This window comes from Oceanobacillus sojae, from assembly GCF_007991515.1.
Taxonomy (GTDB): Bacteria; Bacillota; Bacilli; order Bacillales; family Amphibacillaceae; genus Oceanobacillus; species Oceanobacillus sojae.
The window spans coordinates 1-21221 of the sequence record NZ_BJYM01000025.1 but is presented as its reverse complement, the minus strand read 5'-3'; the positions used below and the strand labels follow the sequence as shown (position 1 = coordinate 21221).

Here is a 21221-nt window from a genome sequence, read left to right as displayed (position 1 = left end):
GCTTATTCGACTCCTTCAATCAGGCCATTAATATAGGCTGCACCTAATGCACGGTCAAAGAGGCCGTAGCCCGCTCTTCCTGTTTCGCCCCAAATCATTCTGCCATGATCTGGGCGAATGGTTCCTGTGTAATCAATATCCTTTAATGCACGCGTAACTTCTTTCATATCAACCGATCCCAGTTTAGACAGGTGTGCTGTCTCTACAAAAGAATGGTTTTCTAGCCGCTTAATATTCCGCATATGAACAAAATGAATGTGTTCCCCAAATTCACGAATAAGTGCAGGAAGATTATTTTCTTCTAAGCAGCCAAGAGAACCGGTACAGAAGCAGATTCCGTTATTTTTTGCATCATTAATGGAAATCAGCCGCTGATAGCTTTCTCTTCCTTTAATGATACGAGGAATCCCAAAGATAGACCAAGGTGGGTCATCTGGATGAATTGTCAGGTCAACATCATGCTCAATAGCAACCGGCAATACTTCATTTAAGAAATAGGTCAAGTTATCCCATAAATCTTCATCCGTCATCTGGCGGTACTTTTCAATCAGAGCTGCCATATCTTCTTTTGTATAACTTTCATCCCAGCCGGGCAAATTCAAGTTTGTCGTAACAGGATCAATTTCTTTAATAAAATCATGATCATATAATAAAGCAGTAGAGCCATCCTCTAATTCATGCTCTAAATCTGTTCTTGTCCAGTCAAAAACCGGCATAAAATTATAGCAGACAGTTTTGATTCCTGCTTCAGCAAGATTCTTCAAAGATTCTTTGTAATTGGCAATATAGTTATCCCGATCAGCTTCACCAAGTTTGATAGATTCGTGAACAGGCAGACTCTCAATCACAGCCAGAGAGAGTCCTTCCTTTTCTATCGAAGCCTTTAAGCCTTCAATCCGCTCTTTTGGCCAAACCTCACCGACGGGAACATCATAAATTGCAGAAACGATGTTCTTCATATCGGGAATCTGTTTTATTTTGTCTAAGGTAACAGGATCGGTATCTCCATACCATCTAAACGACAATTGCATCAGTAAACCTCCTTAATATTTTCAACTTTAAATAAGCGTGCTGCATTGTTAAAGCAGATATCCTTTAAAATACCTTCCAGCAATACCGGGTCATCTTCAATTTCTCCCTTTTCCACAAGAGACCCGATAAGCTGGCAGAGAATACGCCGGAAGTATTCATGCCGGGAATAGGATAACAGGCTTCGAGAATCAGTAAGCATCCCTGCAAATTCTGACAGCAGGCTGATGTTTGCATAGTCTATTAAATGCTGAAGCATCCCGTCTTTCGTGTCATTATACCACCAGGCAGCACCAAGCTGTACCTTCACGTCTTTTGAAGTGAAATTACCGGCAGCAGCCTGTACCATGGAATGATCATTGGCATTATGCGGGTAAATAATGGTGTTGGTCAAGCAGTCTTTTTGATGCAGATAATCTAATAATTGATTCAATTCTTCTGCATTCAGCGAATTTCCAAGACTGTCAAAGCCTGCATCCGCACCAATTTTCTCATATTGAAGCGTGTTATTATTTCGAAGCGGTCCGAGATGCAGCTGCATGACCCAGCCATATTTTTTATATGATTTTGCTAGGCGGGACAACAGCCAGCCAGCCAGTTCGCGTGTTTCCCGGTTATCAAGTGCTTTTCCATTTTTTAAATTAGTAAAGTATGCTGCAGCTGCTTCTTCAGATAATCCTGTTAATACTACTTGAGCAAAGCTTTGATCAGCGCTTTTTGCACCATGTTTGTTAAAGTAATCTACTCTGTTTTCAAGAGCACCGAGATAATCAGATAAACTATTAATTTCTGAACCGGTTGCTGTCTGCAATTTCTGAATTGCGGTCTCTATGGTTTCCTGCTTCAGGCTAACATAGAAGTCCGGACGAAAAGTTGGACGGACCTCTATATCAAAGGATTTATCTGCTGCCAGCTGCTGATGATAGTATAAGTCATCGCAAGGATCATCTGTGGTGCATATTACTTGTACATTGCTTTTCCGCAAGATACTTCTCGGAGACATATCTGGCTGTCCGAGCTTTTCATTTAATTTCTTATAAAGCTCTCCGGCATCGCTATGCTGTACACCTTCATAATGATTGAAGTAACGGGCAAGCTCCAAATAGCACCAATGATACATCGGATTCATGATGGCTTTTGGAAGCATACCGATAAACGCTTTAAATTTCTCAAAGCTGTCGCCATCTCCGGTAATCAGGGCTTCATCAATACCGTAAGCCCGCATCAGGCGCCATTTATAATGATCATGCCCGAGCCATAAATCCGTAATTGTGGCATAGTTTTTATCCTCATAGATTTCCTGCGGGCTTAAGTGGCAGTGGAAATCATATATCGGAATATCTTTAACAGCTTGATAGAGCTCTTTTGCTTTCGTTGTTGTTAATAAAAAGTTTTCATTAATGAGTGTCATAAATATACTCTCCTTGCTTTATAGTCCAAATAAATTCGGTAAGAATAGTGATAATTGCGGAATAAATGTAATTGCGAGCAGCATCACTATCAACGCTATGAAATAAGGGACAAGTGTCTTAATGACACTTTCAATTTTAACATTGGCAACACTAGCTCCGACAAATAATGCACTTCCTACAGGAGGTGTAATGTTACCGATACACAGGTTGAATGCAATAACGATACCGAAATGAACAGGATCTAAGCCAATAGATGTTGCAATCGGCAGGAAAATTGGTGTGAAAATGAGTACTGCTGGTGTTATATCCATAAATGTTCCGATAAGCAATAAAATAAGATTCATTAAAAGTAATAAGAGAATCGGATTCTCTGTCAGTGATAGAATTCCATTTGAAATGGCTTCCGGCAGACCTGTAAAGCTCATTACTAATGAGAATAGAGCGGAAGCGGTAATCAATAAAAGAATCATACCTGTAATTTCAACTGTTTCTTTGATAATCGTTGGGATATCAGCGATTTTAAAGCTCTTATAGATAAGAGACAGAATAAAAGCGTATAAAACAGCAACTGCAGCTCCTTCTGTTGCAGTGAAGATTCCTCCAACAATACCGCCAATAACAACAATAATCAGCAACAAGCTTGGGATAGCATCCAGAATAAGAAAGAAACGATCCTTCCAGCTGATTTTCTCAGATATAGGGTAGTTATGCTTTTTCGCTAAGACATAAGCCACAATCATTCCTGTAATACCCCATAAAATACCTGGAATATATCCTGCCATAAATAAAGCTGCAATAGATGTTCCGCCACTAACTAATGAGTATACGATTAATAAAGAACTCGGCGGGATTAATAACCCTGCCGGTGCCGAAGCAATATTTGCAGCAGCAGAATAATCCTTCCGATAGCCTTGCTTTACTTGTAAAGGAGTCATGATACGACCCATAGCGGCAGCGGCAGCTACACTTGATCCAGAAATAGAACCGAAAAGCATGTTCCCAACAATGTTTGTATGAGCTAAGGAACCAGGCAATTTTCCAACTAACACCTTTGCGAAATTGACCAGCCGGAAAGCAATCCCGCCATTATTCATCAAGATCCCCGCAAGTACAAAAAGTGGAATGGACAGCATTGTAAAATTATCAATTCCTGTAACCATTCTTTGTGCAGCAGTAACAACAGTTACATCAAAGGGCAGAATCAAAAGCATTGTCAAAAGGGAGCTTAAAATAATCGATATCGCAATCGGAATACTCAAAATAAGCATTACAAGAAACGAAATAAATAGTACCAGTCCTGCAATTAATGTCATAGCTGTTCACTTCCTTCCTCAGATGATGTCATATCCCCGACTGCTAAGTTATAGATAGCATAAAATATAATAAAGAGTCCTGAAATTGGAAGGGCTCCATACATCCATGCCATGGATATGCCTGTAGAAGGAGCAGTTTGGGTCAAGGTAAGACTGATAACCTGAATCCCTCCCCAAATCATAAGAACAACAGCAACAAGTAATAAAATAACATTCGATAGACGGTGAAGCGCCAGCTGTGCCTTCGGAGCCAGCTTTTCTTTGATAAACACAATTGCAATATGCTTTTGCTGGCCGAATACATACGCAGCGCTTGTTAAAGCAAACCAGATTAAAAGCATGCGGATGACTTCTTCACTGACTGTGCTGGGTGTGTTAAGAATATACCGTGCGATAACCTGCCAAACAGATAGAACGGACATGACAGCAATTAAAATTCCTGTTAAGACGAGAAGACATTTATCAATATACTTTTTAATATTACTCATTCTCTTTCTCTCCCATAATTAAGTCATATTGTTCTTTCGTAGCTTCATTTTCCTGGAAGGAATCCTGTAATGGCTTTACAGCTTCCATAAAGCTGCTTTTATCAATCTCGTGGAAGGTAACTCCCATTTCATCCTCAGCAATTTCACGAGCTTCCAGCATACGCTCATCCCAACGCGGCTCATGCAGAACGGAGGATTCTTCTGCTGCTTCCCGAACCCATTGCTGCTCCTCGTCCGATAACTGGTTATAAGCTTCCACATTCATAATTAAAATATCAGGAACCATCGCGTGCTCCGTATAGAAATAATGCTTGGCAACCTCACCATGCTTATTATCAGTCAGAGCAGACTCATTATTTTCTGCTGCATCTAATAACCCGGACTGCAAAGCAGTATAAACTTCACCAAATCCCATCGGTGTCGGTGTACCACCAAGCGCTTCAATCATTTGAACACTTGTTTTACTTGGTTGAACACGTGTTTTTATGCCATGCATATCTTCATTGGTTTCCAGCATTCGATCCTTGGTATACATATTCCGTACACCTGCATCATAATAAGTAATGCCGATAAATCCATTGTCTTCTGTTTTATTGTAGAAAGCATCCTGAATTTCCGGCATTTTCATGACATCACGATACTGTTCCTGAGAATCAAATAGATATGGCATACTAAACAGAGAGTAAGATTCTGAAAAACTTTCTAATGCACTTGCAGATACTTTCGTAAACTGTACTGCGTTGGTCTGGGTCATTTCAATAACCTCCCGTTCACTGCCAAGCTGTCCATTTGCATAAATTTTAAGCTTTAGCTTTCCATCTGATTTTTCATCTAAAAGCCTCTGGAAATCAAGCAGTGATTCATGAATTGGATGGTTGGTAGGCTGGTTATGAGCAAGAACAAATTCCTTGGTATCCCCTGAACTATCCGCCTGTGCGCAACCTGTCAATAAAGTTAAAACGCTTACAATGCATAATAAAAAAATACGCATATTTATCCTCCTCTTAAAATAACAACGTTGTTATTCGGGTATAAAAAAAATCAAACTTCCTATTCCTTATGATATAATTATATCAAGAAGAAATCAATAGATAATTTTTAAGGAGTAAACAAATGGCTGTAACTTTAAAGGATATTGCGACCGAGTGCGGGGTGAGTTATTCCACAGTGAGCAAGGCGTTGAAGGATTCTCCGCTCGTCACAGAAGCAACCAAAAGAAAAATTAAAGAAAAAGCAGAAGAGATGAATTATATTCCAAATAACTCTGCCCGATCGCTCGTATCAAACAAGAGTCATACAATTGGTTTGATTTGGCCGGCAGTGGATAGAGTAGCGATAACAACGTTGGCAACGCAGGTAAATGAGGCATTAAAGCAGGCTGGATACTTTATGGCTGTCTCTATTGATAATCCAATTACAGCAGCGAGTAAGTTTTTAGAATTACGCTTTGATGGCGTTATTGTTTTTGATGAGGGAGAGGCTACTACCTTGCCAGAGAAAATCACGAATAATATTCCTGTCATTGCTTATGGGGTTGCCCGGAAGTTACCTTATCCAATTATTAACGTCCATCATAATTGGGCCATGAAGCAGGCTGTAGACCTGTTGATTGAAAAAGGGCATCAAAGTATTGATTATATCGGTGAGCTGCATACAAAGGATATCCGGCAGATTGTGAAGAAAGAAACCATTGAAAATTACTGCAGGGAGAAGCAGATAAACTATCGTCTCATTGATTCCGGCGGGTTAACCGAAACGGCAACAAAGCAGGCTGTCAAAGAATTTTTAAAAACGGAGACACTGCATGACGGTATTATTTGCGGGAGTTATGATATTACGATGGGAGCTTTACATCATATCGATGGACTGGAATCCCGGAAAACCATTATTGCCTACGATAATATCAAGCAATTTAAGTCCATCGAGATGCCGATTTATTCCGTCGGTGTACCAGCCGAACAAATTGCTGAAGGTTTAGTGAAGCATCTTATTAGAAATATAGAAGCAGAACGTAAGAACACATCTGAAATTATCGATCTTTATCCGAGCCTACAGTATCATGAGAAAAAGTAGAAAATGCTTTCCCGTTCACATTGGGAAAGCATTTTATTGCTTGCGGGATGAGTCAGTAAGGAAAAATTTCATTTTATAACCATTTCCGTTAAGCAGCGGAAAAATAATCGATTTTAATGTAAGCGCTTATTTAATACAATGAATGTAGAGAAAAACAAGATAAACTCAAGGAGGGGAATAACAATGAAGCACATTTTATTAGCTTGTTCATCGGGAATGTCAACAAGCCTGCTAGTATCAAAAATGGAAGAAGCGGCATCTGCAAAGGGAATAGATGTAAAAATCTGGGCAGTGGCACAGGATAAAGCTTTTACGGAATTGGGAAAGGCAGACGTTCTGTTAATTGGTCCGCAAATGCGATTCTTAAAAAAGAAATTTGAAAAAGCTGCCGCTGAGGAAGGCATCCCTGTCGACGTGATTGATCCTGTAGCATATGGGAGAGTGGATGGAGCAGCTGTATTAGAGAAAGCATTGTCTTTATTTTCCTGATAGGGCGGAAAAATGTTTTGAATACAAAGGAGGTTTATTCGGATGGAAAATAGTAAATTTATGCAGATGCTAGAGAATATACTGCTCCCAATTGCGGATAAATTAAATAATAACCGTTATTTATCCGCGTTAAGAGATGGTTTTATGGTTGCGCTGCCATTAATTATATTTGGTTCGATCTTTGTGGTTATCGCCAACTTCCCGTTCCTGGATTCTGTGATGAGTGAGAATGCGTTCGCTCGGTATCAGGAGGCTCTGGGGCCTGCTTCAGCATCAACGTTAAGTATTATGGGACTGTTTGTCATTATTGGTATCGGTTATAAATTAATTGAGCACTACAAAGGAGAGGCGATTTATGGCGGTGTAGTGGCAGTTGCTGCATTTATTATTTTAACTCCCCAGGTGCTGGAGGGAGTAGCCGGGGTGATCCCTGCATCAGCATTGGGAGCTCAAGGGATGTTCTTAGGGATATTCACTGCTTTTATTTCTGCGGAATTATATCGTTTTTTTGTCCAAAAGAATTGGATGATAAAAATGCCTGCCGGTGTACCGGGAGCAGTGTCCAAGTCATTTAGTGCGTTACTGCCGATTGCGTTCACACTTTCTGTTTTTCTTCTCGTGCGCATTCTGATGAGCTTTACACCATTTGAGACGGTCCAAAACTTTATTTACACAGTTGTTCAGGAACCGTTGACCCAATTGGGAAGCGGATTACCGGCGACAATTATTGCAGTATTGCTTATCCAAGTATTCTGGTTCTTTGGATTGCATGGACAAATTATCGTAAACTCTGTTTTTGATCCTATCTGGTACAGCCTGAATGAACAGAATTTATCTGCCTTTCAAGCTGGAGCAGAATTACCTAACATAATTACCAAGCAATTTATTGATTCCTTTCTTGTCGGAATGGGCGGTTCGGGAATGACTTTAGCTGTCATTATTTTGATTATACTTATCGGGCGAAGCAGACAATTAAAAGAAATTGGGAAATTAGGCGGCCCGCCAGGCGTTTTTAATGTGAATGAGCCAATTATTTTCGGGCTTCCAATTATTATGAATCCCTTAGTGCTTATTCCATGGCTTATTGCACCAGTGGTGGTAACTGTCATTACGTATGTAAGCATGTCGACGGGGCTCGTTCCAAAACCTGCGGGGATTATCGTGCCATGGACAACACCGCCATTACTCAGCGGTTTTCTGGCTACAGGAAATGCATGGCAGGGCGCTGTACTGCAGGCATTTAATCTCTTCGTTGTGATGATTATTTGGTGGCCGTTCCTGAAAATTCTCGATAAAAACTATTATGAAACAGAAAAATCAGGAGAAGAAACCAAAGCAAGCTGATCGAAAAGATACACCAAAGAAGCAATCTTGTACAGGTAGGGGAGATAAATATGGATCAATCAAAAATGACAGAAACCGCCTTTCAAATTATCCTTTATGCTGGTAATGGGAAATCAAATGCAATGGAAGCAATCCAGGTTGCCAAAGAAGGAAAATTTGAGGAAGCAGATAAGCTGATTCAAGCAGCAGGAAACGAATTAACGAATGCACATCACTATCAAACTGCATTATTGCAAGATGAGGCGAAGGGGGATAAGCAGGAAATTAATCTGTTGCTTGTACATTCGCAGGATCATTTAATGAATGCAATGACGACACGCGATTTGGCAGTTGAAATTATTGAGCTATATCGAATGAAATAATGGAGGGTTTTCTATATGACAACACAACAATATCAATTTCCAAAAGATTTCTGGTGGGGAAGTGCTACCTCTGCAACACAGATTGAAGGGGCGGCTGATGAAGGCGGAAGAGGAAAAAACATCTGGGATTACTGGTACGAGATAGAGCCTGAGCGGTTTTATAACCAAGTGGGTCCGGAGTATACTTCTGATTTTTATCATCGGTATCAGGAGGATATTGCATTAATGAAGGAATATGGGCATAACTCTTTTCGCTTATCCATTTCCTGGTCCAGGCTGATTCCAGGCGGTACAGGTGAAGTGAATCAGGAAGCTGTTTCTTTTTATAACCATGTCATTGATGAACTGATTAAGCAGGGGATTGAGCCCTTTGTAAATCTTTTTCACTTTGATATGCCACTTGAACTACAGGAAATAGGCGGTTGGGAAAACCGTGATGTCACCGATATGTATCAGCAATATGCCAAAACAGCCTTTGAGCTTTTCGGTGATCGTGTCAAGAAGTGGTTTACATTTAATGAACCAATTGTACCTGTGGAAGGCGGCTATCTATATAATTTTCATTATCCGAATATTGTCGATGCCAAACGGGCCTTTCAGGTAGCTTATCACACAATTATCGCTCATGCGAAGGCCGTGAAGGCATTTAAAGAGCTTGATATAAAGGACGGGAAAATCGGGATTATCCTTAATCTCACACCGTCCTATCCAAGGAGTGATCATCCCGCAGATAAAAAAGCAGCCCATATTGCCGATCTATTTTTTAACCGAAGCTTTTTAGACCCGGCTGTGTTGGGGCATTATCCCAAGGATCTGATTCAATTGCTGGCTGAATACAGCCATCTCCCTCACACAAAGGATGGCGACGCAGCCCTAATTAAAGAAAATACGATTGATTTATTGGGTGTGAACTACTACCAGCCAAGAAGAGTGAAGGCAAAGGAACATCTCCCGAATCCGCATGGGCCGTTTATGCCGGACTGGTTCTTTGATAATTATGAAATGCCGGGAAGACGGATGAACGAATATCGCGGCTGGGAGATTTATGAGAAGGGAATCTATGATATTATGATAAATTTAAAAGATAACTATCATAATATCGATTCATTTATTTCAGAAAACGGGATGGGTGTGCAAAACGAAGAGCGCTTTATAGTAGATGGGCAAATTCAGGATGATTATCGGATTACGTTTATCAGAGATCATTTAAAATGGCTGCACCAGGCGATGGAAGAAGGCTGTCATGCAAGGGGCTATCATCTATGGACAACAATGGACAACTGGTCCTGGGCGAATGCCTATAAAAATCGTTATGGATTCTTCTCTGTCAATCTGGAAACGAAGGAGCGTACGCCAAAGAAAAGTGCCCATTGGTTTAAGCGTATAAGTGAAGAAAATGGCTTTGACGAAGAAAAATAATTACGAGATGGAAGAAAAAAGTATAATATAGATAGATTCGTTACAAAGATAGGGAGAAGATGTTTTTAAGACGTCTTCTCTTTCGCGAGGGGTGTCATGATGGACAGGCGGCTTCGTTCTATATTGAAGGAATTAATTCAGGCAAAGAAAGCTTTGACAAGCAAATTTATAGCAAATATTAATCAAGTAACCCCGCGTACCACGCAAGAAGATATAAAAAAATTGAATCAGCAGCTTCTTTCGCACGGAGCATCGATTCAATCGATAAAAGGCCGCGGGTATCACTTGCATATCGAGGATGAGCAGTTATTTCGCCACTTCTTAACCACGGCATTATATGAAAATAAAGATCAGAAACAAATCCCAAATACACCGGATCAGCGTGTACGTTATATTATTCAGAAATTACTTTTAACCATGGACTATTTGAAGCTGGAAGACTTGGCAGATGAGATGTACATCAGCAAAGCAACCATTCAAAACGATATGAAATTAGTAAGAGAGCATTTATCTAATTTCTATCTGGATATTCGTGTGAAGCCGAATTACGGGATTAGAATTATCGGGGAAGAGATTAAAATACGGTTTTGTATGGCCGAATACCTGATTCAAAGAGGAAGTGACTCTAGCGGCGATATGTATGACGGCTTTATCAGGCTGCCAAAGGAACAGACAGACTTTATTAAGCATACGATTATTGCGCGTCTGGATGAGCAGGATATGACCCTTTCAGATATAGCGATACAGAATTTATTTATTCATATTGCTATTGCGGTGCTGCGTATTCAAAACGGCCATCCGGTCGATAATGAAGCTAATCCGAAGCAGGAGGTAAACCGCACAAAAGAATACAGAGTTGCAGAAAAAATTGTCGAGGATATAGAGGAGGAGTTAGGAGTAACCTTTCCTCCGACGGAAACCTCCTATATTGCATTGCATTTATTGGGGACAAAGATACTTACAGCTGCTGATACAGGAGAAAACCAGGATATAGAAAGCCTTCTTGATCCGGTAATTTATGAACTAGTTATTGCCATGTTAAACCGGATTGAGCTGGAGATGCACTTAAATATCCGCCATGACAGGGAGCTGATGATTAACCTGGGACTTCATTTGAAACCGGCAATGAATCGGTATAAATATGGGATGAATATTAGAAACCCTATGCTGGAAAGCATTAAGAAAAACTATCAGCTTGCTTTCCAGGCGGCAGTACATGCTGGAGTTGTTATTGAGAAACATACAGAGATCGCCATTGATGAAAATGAAATCGCCTATCTGGCGCTTCATATTGGAGCGGCAATGGAGAGACAGAAGCTGAAGCAGGGGCCAAAGCGCTGTCTGATTGTCTGCGCTTCCGGAATGGGCACGTCGCAATTAATTTATTATCGGCTAAAGTCAAAATTTGATGGAAAAATGGATATCGCAGGAACGACAGAATATTATCGCTTATCCACATATCCATTAGAGGATATTGATTTTATTATAACGACCATACCGATTCATGAGGATTTAGGTATTCCTATTGTGGAAGTGAATGCAATCATCAGCAAGGAGGATCTTCAGCATATTTCATCCTATATAGCCGGAACCTCATCCAACGTCATTCAGAATTATTTACAAGAGGACTATTTATTTTTAAATCAATCATTCCCTGCCAAAGAAGATATTCTTGAATTTATGATCAGAAAAATAGAATCAGATGATAGAAAAAGAACTCGATTTCTTGAATCCATTTATGAAAGAGAAAAAATTGCCCCCACTGCCTTTGGCAACCTGGTGGCAATTCCGCATCCATTAACACCGCAGTCGCAGCAGACTTTTATTTCGATTGCCACCTTAACAGAGCCAATTTCATGGACAGCAGAAAAGACAGTTCAATTTGTGCTGCTGCTCAGTGTGAAGAAGAACAGCATAGAAGACCTGCAGCCGCTTTATGAAATGATCAGCAAGTTAATTGAGCATCCGGAAAGTCTGCAGAAACTTATTCAGATAACAGATAAAGGGTCGTTTATGAGTATGTTGGAAACAATAGAAAGATTATAAGCGTATGTGTCATGTTGATGGCAGTATAAAAAGAAGGCATAACCAATTGGTCATGCCTTCTTTTTCGAAGTAAAGGAATATATCCTTACATCCGCTTTAACCCCTTACGAACCGGCGGAAGCTCCAGTTTCCCTTTTTCAAACAGTTTCTTAATCGTTTGCTTGGAATAGCTGGTTACCTGATCATAAGAAAGCTTGCCTGGAATCGGCGGTTCATCCTCAATACAGACATCAATAATCGCCGGCTGGTTAAAGGATGCAGCAGCCTCCAGAGACGGCTTCAGTTCCTCGAATTTCTCTACGCGATAGCCTTTGCCGCCGCAGGTTTCTGCAAAACGGGCAAAGTTAAAGCTTTCTAAGCCTGTCTTATAATCCAGGTTTCCTCCAGCTTCCTGCTCGTATTTAATCATACCGATCCGTTCATTATTAAAAATGACAATAATCATTGGCAGGTTATACTTCACCGCAGTCAGGAAATCCTGCATATTCATTGTAAATCCGCCATCACCGCAGAGACCGATTACTTGCCTGTCAGGGAAAGCCAGCTTCCCTGCAATCGCTCCAGGAAGTCCGCAGCCCATGGTACCAAGCCAGCTGGAGATTAGGAAATCCTGTGTTGTTTTCATACGGAAGTGACGTGCTGCCCATACAGTTACATTGCCGACATCAACAGATAGGATAGCATCATCCGCTGTAATTTTCTGTACTTCATGAATGACCTGCTGCGGCTTAATAGGTGTGGAGGTCTGTTCTTCATCACCCCTCATTTCTTTCCACCAGTCTGCCATTTTCTCCTGGTACTTTTCTAAGAAATCACGTTTCTCCGTCTGATGCAGCTGTTCATTGAACCAGGTGAGCGTTTTTTTCGCATCTCCGGCTATACCGATATCAACAGGATATCTTTTACCAATTTGAAGCGGATTGCTATCGATTTGAATACAGGTGACATCCTCTGGTAAAAATTCCGTATACGGATAAGACGTGCCGATCAATATCAGTAAATCGGCATCCTCCATCGCTTCATAGGCCGGTTTAGTGCCTATCATCCCCAGGTTGCCAAGGAAATTAGGATGTTCATCCTCCATAACCCCTTTAGCAGGGAGAGAAATAACGACAGGAGCTGCAATCTTATCGGAAAATGCCGCCAGCTCTTCCTTTGCCTTTTTTGTTCCGGTTCCCGCTAAAATAATCGGCTTCTTCGCCTTTTCTATTGCAGACACAGCTTCCTGCATTGCAGCAGTGTCCGGTGCAAGCTCTGGTGCTTCATATATCACGGCATTTTTCTGCACCTTATTTTTAATTTTCTCTGCAGAAATATCATCCGGCAGGGTTAACACAGACACGCCTTTTTCCGCATAAGCCGTGCGGATGGCCTGGTTGACCATAGAAGGGAGCTGCTCCTCCGAGACAACCTGTTTGTTGTAGACTGCGACATCATCAAAAATACGTTCCATATTCACTTCCTGAAAGCTGTCCGTTCCAATTTGATCGGTCGGGACCTGTCCGGCAAGTACTAGAACAGGAGCGTGATCCTTTTTCGCATCATACAAGCCATTTAATAAATGAATTGCTCCCGGTCCAGCGATTGATAAACAAACACCAAGCTTGCCGGTCAATTTTGCATAAGCAGAGGCAGCCAGTGCCCCGGCTTCTTCATGACGAACCTGAATATATTTTATCTTATCCTCTGCTTTCCGCAGCTCTTCCATCAGATGATTAATCGAATCCCCATGCATTCCGTAAATATGGTCCACACCCCAGTCTGAGAGCAACTCAACGAGTATTTTTCCTGCACGATCATCAAACATAAAACACATCTCCTTTTTATGAGCATTTTAATTCTTATATCAATGAAGCGGTAAAACGGCTTCAAACTACATTTTTTTGCCTAGTTAGTCTATTCCACGGTAGGGAGAACATGAAACTTGTAAGCATAGGAAAAATTGGAAATGAAAACAATTCGGAAAAAGACAGAAAGCCTAGCTTTTCCTCCCGTTATCTTTTAGAATAAGGGTACATTACTCCATCAGGACATGTGAGGAGGTCAAAAATTGACAAAGAGACCAATCGTATTCTTTGATTTAGACGGAACATTACTGACAAGTGAAAAAAAAGTAGCAGAAAGCAGCGTAAAAGCAATTGAAAAACTAATTGAAAATAACGGCATACCTGTCCTCGCAACTGGAAGACCTGTATTTGAAACAAAGGAATTGCAGGCAGAAACAGGGATTCAGTCAGCTGTATTAATGAATGGACAGTTCATTGTGCATGAAGGAGAGGTTATCTACCGAAACCGAATAAATCCTGTTGAATTAAAGAAACTGGAAGAGTATACAGAACAAAGAGGTGTAACAATCTGTTACCACACAGCTGAACGGATCTACACAACAAATGATAAATCCGAGCTGTTAAAAAAGGACTGTGAGTATTGCGACAGAGAGATACCAGTGGTTGATGATGACATTTATATGAATAAGCCGGTCTATCAGGTCGAAGTATTCATTGAGGAAGGCGAAGAAGCGTATCAGGAAAAATTCCCGGAGCTCAACTTTGTCCGAAACTCTCCTTATAACTGCGATGTCTTTCCAAAAGGCATCTCCAAAGCAACAGGTATAAAGGAATTCTTGGAAGCCGCTGGATTTTCCAAAGAGAATACATATGCTTTTGGTGATGGATTGAATGACTTGGAAATGTTTCAGTTTGTGAAAACATCGGTGGCAATGGAAAACTCAGTGGAAGAGATTAAGGAAGCCGCGACATATATTACGAAATCGCATGATGATGACGGGATTGCGGAAGGATTGAAGATGTGCGGGCTGATTGAATAAAGGAAGGCTTTGAGAAAATGGAATAAAAATAGAAAACCGGGATTTCTGCGTTATAGATGCAGGAAATCCCGGTTTTTATGTATAGCTGTCAGGAAAATACGTGGTAAAATAAAAGATGTGGATAAAATCGAAAAAAATAAAGGAAGATTTTAATGAATATAACCCTTGTCACTGTAGGAAAGCTAAAGGAAAAATACTTAAAGCAGGGCATCGATGAATATAAAAAGCGGTTAGGCGCTTATGCAAAAGTAAATATAGTCGAGGTGGCGGATGAAAAAGCACCAGAGACGATGAGTGAAGCGGAAATGGAAGAGGTAAAACGTAAGGAAGGCGAGCGTATTCTTGCCCAGATTCATCCAGATGCTTTTGTGATTACGCTTGAAATCGAGGGGAAGATGCTGAGCTCAGAGCAGCTAGCCAAAAATCTGGATGAGCTTGCGACTTACGGGAAGAGCAAGGTTGTGTTTGTGATTGGCGGTTCGCTTGGGATTAGTGAGGATGTGCGGAAGCGGAGTGATTTGGCTTTGTCGTTTTCTAAGATGACGTTTCCTCATCAGTTGATGCGGCTGGTGCTGTTGGAGCAGATTTATCGGAGTTTTCGGATTATTAGAGGGGCTCCTTACCATAAATAACGGTAAATTAATACCCTCAAATATAGATAAAGAGAGTAAGTTTTATCTATTTATGCATATATACATTGCTCCTCAATAAAATTACTTCAATAAATATCCATTGCTTAGATATTGATCTAGGCAATGGATATTTATTTTGAAAATGGAAATTTGAAATTAAATACAGATAAAATGTATCACTGGCATATTCATATAAGATTAAGAGATACGCCGATTGCGCAGGGAGATATAGTATTAGTTCAAACAAAAAGAGGGAATAGACCCATTCTTGTTATGAATGTTTTTCGTGAAGAAGATAAAGAAAAGAAACAAAAATATAAACGTGTGATCAAGTTGTTGGGAAAAGCACCTGAAAAAAGCCCTGCTATTAAAAGTTAAAAAACTACTTTGGCATATTGTCTTCCGTAAAAGCTAGAATCTCCCTTGCTGTTTCAATGAAAGATAATATAATTGGTGAAAGCCACTTGTCTTTATGCCATGCCATATGTGTATATACATCCAAATTTGGAAACGGCCAAGGAAGAGCAACAAGTTCGCCACGTTCAACTTCGACTTCAGTTACTATTTTAGGAAGAAAGGCAATACCAATTCCTGAGATTGCACATTGTTTAATGGCTTCTGCACTTTGGAACTCTAAAGATGAAATACTGTCAATGTCTCCTTTCTTAAATGTTTGGTCAAACATTGTTCGATAGGGACAACCTTTTTCATTAATCAGGAACACCTCTCCGTAAAAATCTTCAAGCTGTATTGCAGTTTGTTTAGCCAGTGGATGATCTGGAGCAACGAACAAGCGAAAATTTTCTTCTGTCAATGCTTCCACTGCAAGTCCCGTTGATTGAATGGGTTCGTCAAGTATAAAGGCGACATCTGAGGTACCCTCAAAGAGCGTTTGTTTAAGTTGTTGATTTGAAACAGAGCGAAAGATAAGGCGAACTCCCGGATACCGAAAACGGAAAAGTTTAAAGACCTCTGGAAGTCGATAGGCACAAACAACCTCGTTGGCACTAATCGTTAGAGTACCACTAAGAATTTCATTGTCATGAACGGAGCTGCGTGCTTCGTCTAATTTGTTTAGAATGTCTTGGACATGAGTTAAAAAACGTTTACCCGCAGCTGTGAGAACGAGATGCTTTCCCAAGCGGTCAAAAAGACGAACATTAAGCTCTTCCTCCAATGCTTTTATTTGCATCGTGACGTTTGAAGGTACATAGTTTAGTGCTTCAGCAGCTCGACTGAAATTTAAAGTTGTTGCAACCGTATGAAATGTATTCAGTTGGCGTAATTCCATCATAATTCCCCCTCTCGCTTTCAATATTTTTGAATGCTACTATTAATTTTGTTCACTTTTATTGAATGTAACACAGCTTTATACTTAATAACAAGAAATACATTCTTAATGTTGTGTTTCATTTAGAAAGGAGTGACAACTCATGGAGGATTTTGAGCTTTATAATTTAGGTGAAGTAACATTGCAGTCTGGAGTGACATTACCAAATGCTTTTCTTGCTTACAAGACTTATGGAACATTAAATGAAAGGAAAGATAACGTTATCGTTTATCCAACGGCTTTTGGTGACCAGCATGTTAATAATGAATGGTTAATTGGAAACGGGATGGCATTGGATCCTGAGAAATATTTCATTATTGTTCCAAATCTATTAGGGAACGGGTTATCTTCGTCTCCAAGTAATACGCCAGCACCGTTCGATAAGGCTAATTTTCCACAGGTAACAATCTATGACAATATTCAATTGCAGTATCGACTAGTGACCGAAAAATTTGGCGTTCAGAAGATTGCTCTTGTTGTTGGGTGGTCAATGGGAGGTCTTCAGTCATTTCAATGGGGGGCAATTTATCCTGATATGGTAGAACGAATTGCCTCATTCTGTGGAAATGCAAAGACTTGGCCGCAAACGTATGTGGTCCTCGATGGACTTAAGGCTGCGCTTATGGCCTCAATCGACTCAAATTCTACTAAGTTAAACCAATTGACCTCTGAAGACATGCGTGCAGTAGGGCGTGTCTATGCAGGATGGGGATTATCACAGACTTTCTATAAAGAAGAACTTTTCCGAGAAATGGGATTTGACTCCTTGGAAGGTTTTGCAGTAGGAGTTTGGGAAAATAGTTTTATGAGTATGGATCCGCACAATGTACTAGCCATGTTATGGACAGGACAACATGCAGATATTAGTGCTAACTCCGTGTATAATGGAGAGTTTGATGAAGCACTAAAAAGCATAGAAGCGATTACTTATATCATGCCGGGAAGTACAGATCTTTTCTGCACTGCAGATAATAATGAATATGAGGCTAATCTAGTATCTAATTCTGAATATCATCCTATTGAATCAGTATGGGGCCATTTTGCTGGTCGTGGAATTAACAGTACTGATAATACATTTATTGATGACAATTTAAAGCGCTTATTGGGACTTCGAAAAATGTAAAATATGCAGCGATGATAGGGAAAATGATTGGAATGAATGTTATTCTGTTAAGCGGCCGGGAACATGGAACAATTGGGGAGTATACAAATTGTAATATCTTAGTTCCAGAGACGGAGACTTATAAGATTCAGGAGTTACATTTGCCAATTTATCATTGTTTGTGTCTTGCTGTAGAGGATAGTTTGTTTTAGGTGTGTATTTTTATAGAAAAATAGATTGTGATTTTAATAGAAGAGATGTCTGTATATTTATTGAAAAATATCAGGTATCTCTTTTTGTGTGTTGTCGGGAAATAAGTGTTCAGGGGGTGGGGATATGGTAAAATAGAAGGAGATTATGACGAAAAATATTATTTTAACATAAAGGAAGATTTTAATGAATATAACCCTTGTCACTGTAGGAAAGCTGAAGGAAAAATACTTAAAGCAAGGTATAGACGAATATAAAAAGCGGTTAGGTGCTTATGCGAAAGTGAATATAGTAGAGGTAGTAGATGAAAAAGCGCCTGAGACGATGAGTGAAGCGGAAATGGAAGAGGTAAAACGTAAGGAAGGAGAGCGTATTCTTGCCCAGGTTCATCCGGATGCTTTTGTGATTACGCTTGAGATCGAGGGGAAGATGCTGAGCTCGGAACAGCTGGCAAAAAAGTTGGATGAGCTGGCGACTTACGGAAAAAGCAAGGTTGTGTTTGTGATTGGCGGTTCGCTTGGGATTAGTGAGGATGTGCGAAAGCGAAGTGATTTGGCTTTATCATTTTCTAAGATGACGTTTCCTCATCAGTTGATGCGGCTGGCGCTGTTGGAGCAGGTTTATCGGAGCTTTCGGATTAATCGGGGGGAACCGTATCATAAGTAAATAAGGTTTTTTCAGAAATGTGATATGTAGTTAAATATAAAATTGCTTGATTCAAGCAGTAAATCCTTAATTCTATTAATTTGGAATTAGGGATATTTTATTTTACTATGAGGGAGACAGTGAGGATGTGGTTTTTCTATTACAGGATAAAAAGGTAATATTAATATTTCAATGGGCTTGCTGAAATTGTCAATGATGAAAAGACAAGAAACCTGCGTTATTGCTTAGTCCAGTATATCTTATTCTGTGGAAAAGAAAAAACAAATGCAGATTGATAACGGCTGTAAAATTGACATAGAATAACATGGTGATTCACCTTACAATAAAGTTATACCAGTTTCAAAAAAAGTTGTACTGTTTTAGTCTTTGATGGTACAATTTTTTTGTATTTTAAATTAGAAGGAAGTGAATTCATGAGTGAATTAGAAAAAATTAAGCTCATGAAGCCGCCAATTCCCGAGCTGCGATGTTTTTCTTTCAAACCTATAATTATCTAGGAGAGGATTGTATTGAAGAAAAACATCGGGGACAAAACACCCAGCTTATTCTTATTAATTTTATTAGTAGGCTTTCCACAAATTAGTGAAACTATTTTTAGCCCATCATTACCTTCTATTGCAGAAGCATTTGAAACTTCTATGAATGATGCACAGCTTACGATGAGTGTGTACTTTATTGCTTTTGCCTTCGGGGTATTCTTCTTTGGGCGTTTATCAGATAAAATCGGCCGGCGCAAGGCAATGCTTTATGGGCTGTTTTTGTATTTTGTTGGTAATGTACTTTGTTTAATAGCAAGTGAAATGGTGGTTTTATTAGTCGCGCGCTTTATTCAAGCATTTGGTGCAAGTGTTGGTTCTGTCGTGACACAAACAATATTACGCGAAAGCTTTTCAGGCGTTGTACGACATAAATTGTTCGCTCAAATTTCGGCTGCTATGGCCTTCACACCTGCCGTTGGCCCGTTAATAGGTGGCTTTACCGATTATTATTTTGGCTTTAAAGTGACATTTTTGGTATTGGTAACTATGAGTATTATTGTATTTTGCTATACGTTTTTTCGCTTACCTGAAACAGCGTTAGCTAATATCGAGATGAAGCCTCTGCTGCCAATAGTAAAACGTATGGTTACAAATGCCCGTCTATGGCGCTATGGTGTAATAATAGGTGGTATTAACGGTGTATTATTTAGCTATTATACTGAAGCACCGTTTATTTTCACGCAATACTTTACACTAACAAGTGCAATGTATGGTTTTTTAGGTATTGTCGTTGCGCTCGCTTCTATCGCAGGTGCGATGCTGTCTAAACGACTCGTCAGCCACACAAAACCTGAGAAGATTATCGTTTTCGGGTTAGCCATTATGTTCGTCGGTACAGTGCTTGCTACATTAGTACACTTTTTACCGATTTCATTACAAATGCCAACCATGATTGTTAGTATATTTATTATTCTATTTGGCACAGGAACGGCTTTACCAAACTGTTTAAGCTTAGCGCTCATTGAATTTCAAGATGTCATTGGTTCTGCGGGTGCGATATTTAGCTTAGGTTATTATTTACTCGTCAGTGCTGCAACCTATGGTATGAGTGTTTTCCATAATGGTACAGTGCTTGCGATGCCACTTTATTTTTTAGCATTAGGGATTTTTATGCTTTTAATAAGCTTACCTTTACTTTATAAAAAATAAACTTATGGGAAAGAATCCATTTTGATCAATCTTTTTCAAAATGGATTCTTTTTATTTATCTAAAAATCTGGTTTTTTGGTATTTTTAATTAACCTTTATTTTGAGGCTGCCGCATTTTTTAATGGAATAATGCTGCTTTTTATAATGAACCCAAGAATCTAGACACGAAAAAAGGAGATGCTAAGGTAGGTATATGAAACGAAAAAGATATACAGCCGAATTTAAATCACAAATCGTGTTAGAAGCCTTAAAGGAAGAAAAATCTATGAGTCAAATTGCATCGGAACACGGAATCCATGTGAACCAGATTCATAAATGGAAGACACAGTTCCTGCAAGATATGCCTCAAATCTTTGAGAAGCAAAACAAAGACTTGGAAAAAATGAAAGCCGAACATGAAGCACCGTATTGATGAGATTTACACCCAATTTCCGTTCTTCGGTTCACGCAGGATTACCCAATTATTAAACCAGGAAGGAGTGAAAATTAATCGTAAAAGGGTACAACGTCATATGTGTGAGATGGGGATTCAAGCCATCTATCCCGGTCCCAATGTGAGTAAACGCAATCTGCAGCATCGTATTTATCCTTATCTATTGAAAGGAGTGAATATCAGCCGCCCCAACCAAGTTTGGAGTATTGATATTACGTATATTCGTCTGCATCATAGCTGGATGTATTTAACAGCAATTATAGATTGGTATTCCCGTTATATTATTAGCTGGGAATTGGATCAGACGCTGGAAATGGACTTTGTCCTACAAACTGTCCAACAGGCATTCACGGTGAAC

Annotated in this window: 20 protein-coding genes and 1 pseudogene; 14 read left to right on the top strand and 7 right to left on the bottom strand. The window is 39.8% G+C overall.

The window, feature by feature from the left end; all coding sequences use genetic code 11:
- Positions 1–2: 2 nt before the first annotated feature.
- From OSO01_RS21320 to OSO01_RS21300, 5 genes are read right to left on the bottom strand one after another with little or no spacing between them, the layout of a single operon-like run.
- Positions 3–1031, bottom strand: coding sequence for a mannonate dehydratase (locus OSO01_RS21320; RefSeq protein ID WP_147212483.1), 1029 nt, complete (start codon positions 1029–1031; stop codon positions 3–5).
- Positions 1031–2440 (bottom strand): glucuronate isomerase, encoded by a 1410-nt coding sequence (gene uxaC, locus OSO01_RS21315; RefSeq protein ID WP_147212482.1) that lies wholly within the window; start codon positions 2438–2440, stop codon positions 1031–1033. Before uxaC ends, OSO01_RS21320 begins: the two co-directional genes overlap by 1 nt.
- A gap of 18 nt (positions 2441–2458) precedes the next feature.
- Entirely contained in the window at positions 2459–3754 is a 1296-nt protein-coding gene (locus OSO01_RS21310) for a TRAP transporter large permease (RefSeq protein WP_147212481.1), read from the bottom strand.
- Positions 3751–4242 carry a TRAP transporter small permease gene (locus OSO01_RS21305; RefSeq protein ID WP_147212480.1) on the bottom strand — a complete coding sequence of 164 codons (492 nt, stop codon included), beginning with the start codon at positions 4240–4242 and terminating at the stop codon, positions 3751–3753. Before OSO01_RS21305 ends, OSO01_RS21310 begins: the two co-directional genes overlap by 4 nt.
- A complete protein-coding gene (locus tag OSO01_RS21300; RefSeq protein WP_147212479.1) occupies positions 4235–5233 on the bottom strand; it encodes a TRAP transporter substrate-binding protein in 999 nt (332 codons plus the stop codon). Before OSO01_RS21300 ends, OSO01_RS21305 begins: the two co-directional genes overlap by 8 nt.
- A gap of 122 nt (positions 5234–5355) precedes the next feature.
- On the opposite strand from OSO01_RS21300, the gene OSO01_RS21295 reads away from it, so the two are divergent.
- The 6 genes from OSO01_RS21295 (at position 5356) to OSO01_RS21270 (ending at position 11975) form a co-directional block, all read left to right on the top strand.
- The gene (locus OSO01_RS21295) at positions 5356–6315 is read left to right on the top strand and encodes a LacI family DNA-binding transcriptional regulator (RefSeq protein WP_147212478.1); all 960 of its coding nucleotides are present in this window, start codon (positions 5356–5358) and stop codon (positions 6313–6315) included.
- 183 nt (positions 6316–6498) lie between these two features.
- Positions 6499–6804 (top strand): PTS sugar transporter subunit IIB, encoded by a 306-nt coding sequence (locus OSO01_RS21290; protein WP_147212477.1) that lies wholly within the window; start codon positions 6499–6501, stop codon positions 6802–6804.
- Positions 6805–6846: 42 nt separating this feature from the next.
- Positions 6847–8148 carry a PTS cellobiose transporter subunit IIC gene (celB, locus tag OSO01_RS21285; RefSeq protein ID WP_147212476.1) on the top strand — a complete coding sequence of 434 codons (1302 nt, stop codon included), beginning with the start codon at positions 6847–6849 and terminating at the stop codon, positions 8146–8148.
- Between the two features lie 50 nt (positions 8149–8198).
- Complete coding sequence (locus OSO01_RS21280) at positions 8199–8510, top strand: PTS sugar transporter subunit IIA (protein WP_147212475.1); 312 nt, start codon at positions 8199–8201, stop codon at positions 8508–8510.
- A gap of 15 nt (positions 8511–8525) precedes the next feature.
- A complete protein-coding gene (gmuD, locus tag OSO01_RS21275; RefSeq protein WP_147212474.1) occupies positions 8526–9929 on the top strand; it encodes a 6-phospho-beta-glucosidase GmuD in 1404 nt (467 codons plus the stop codon).
- A 99-nt stretch (positions 9930–10028) separates the two neighbouring features.
- Positions 10029–11975 (top strand): BglG family transcription antiterminator, encoded by a 1947-nt coding sequence (locus OSO01_RS21270; protein WP_147212521.1) that lies wholly within the window; start codon positions 10029–10031, stop codon positions 11973–11975.
- An 85-nt stretch (positions 11976–12060) separates the two neighbouring features.
- Here the strand turns inward: OSO01_RS21270 and OSO01_RS21265 are convergent, their stop codons facing one another.
- A complete protein-coding gene (locus OSO01_RS21265) occupies positions 12061–13782 on the bottom strand; it encodes a pyruvate oxidase (protein ID WP_147212473.1) in 1722 nt (573 codons plus the stop codon).
- A gap of 243 nt (positions 13783–14025) precedes the next feature.
- Between OSO01_RS21265 and OSO01_RS21260 the strand changes: the two genes are divergently transcribed.
- The 3 genes from OSO01_RS21260 to OSO01_RS21250 all read left to right on the top strand — a co-directional run bounded on the left by OSO01_RS21260 (position 14026) and on the right by OSO01_RS21250 (position 15812).
- The gene (locus OSO01_RS21260) at positions 14026–14802 is read left to right on the top strand and encodes a Cof-type HAD-IIB family hydrolase (protein ID WP_147212472.1); all 777 of its coding nucleotides are present in this window, start codon (positions 14026–14028) and stop codon (positions 14800–14802) included.
- 152 nt (positions 14803–14954) lie between these two features.
- Positions 14955–15434 (top strand): 23S rRNA (pseudouridine(1915)-N(3))-methyltransferase RlmH, encoded by a 480-nt coding sequence (gene rlmH, locus OSO01_RS21255; protein ID WP_147212471.1) that lies wholly within the window; start codon positions 14955–14957, stop codon positions 15432–15434.
- Positions 15435–15557: 123 nt separating this feature from the next.
- Complete coding sequence (locus OSO01_RS21250; RefSeq protein WP_147212470.1) at positions 15558–15812, top strand: DUF5839 family protein; 255 nt, start codon at positions 15558–15560, stop codon at positions 15810–15812.
- Positions 15813–15816: 4 nt separating this feature from the next.
- Here OSO01_RS21250 and OSO01_RS21245 read toward each other — a convergent pair whose 3' ends face one another.
- Positions 15817–16725, bottom strand: coding sequence for a LysR family transcriptional regulator (locus OSO01_RS21245; protein WP_147212520.1), 909 nt, complete (start codon positions 16723–16725; stop codon positions 15817–15819).
- A gap of 142 nt (positions 16726–16867) precedes the next feature.
- Here OSO01_RS21245 and OSO01_RS21240 point away from each other — a divergent pair, with 142 nt between their 5' ends.
- From OSO01_RS21240 to OSO01_RS21215, 5 genes and pseudogenes are all read left to right on the top strand, one after another.
- Positions 16868–17887: an alpha/beta fold hydrolase gene (locus tag OSO01_RS21240; protein ID WP_147212469.1), complete on the top strand. Its 1020-nt coding sequence runs from the start codon at positions 16868–16870 to the stop codon at positions 17885–17887.
- Positions 17888–17919: 32 nt separating this feature from the next.
- Positions 17920–18078: a phosphoheptose isomerase family protein gene (locus tag OSO01_RS21235; RefSeq protein WP_186813731.1), complete on the top strand. Its 159-nt coding sequence runs from the start codon at positions 17920–17922 to the stop codon at positions 18076–18078.
- 184 nt (positions 18079–18262) lie between these two features.
- Positions 18263–18742 carry a 23S rRNA (pseudouridine(1915)-N(3))-methyltransferase RlmH gene (gene rlmH, locus OSO01_RS21230; RefSeq protein ID WP_147212467.1) on the top strand — a complete coding sequence of 160 codons (480 nt, stop codon included), beginning with the start codon at positions 18263–18265 and terminating at the stop codon, positions 18740–18742.
- 509 nt (positions 18743–19251) lie between these two features.
- Positions 19252–20430: a multidrug effflux MFS transporter gene (locus OSO01_RS21225; protein WP_147212466.1), complete on the top strand. Its 1179-nt coding sequence runs from the start codon at positions 19252–19254 to the stop codon at positions 20428–20430.
- Positions 20431–20623: 193 nt separating this feature from the next.
- Positions 20624–21221, top strand: a pseudogene (locus OSO01_RS21215) (IS3 family transposase); the annotation flags it as partial.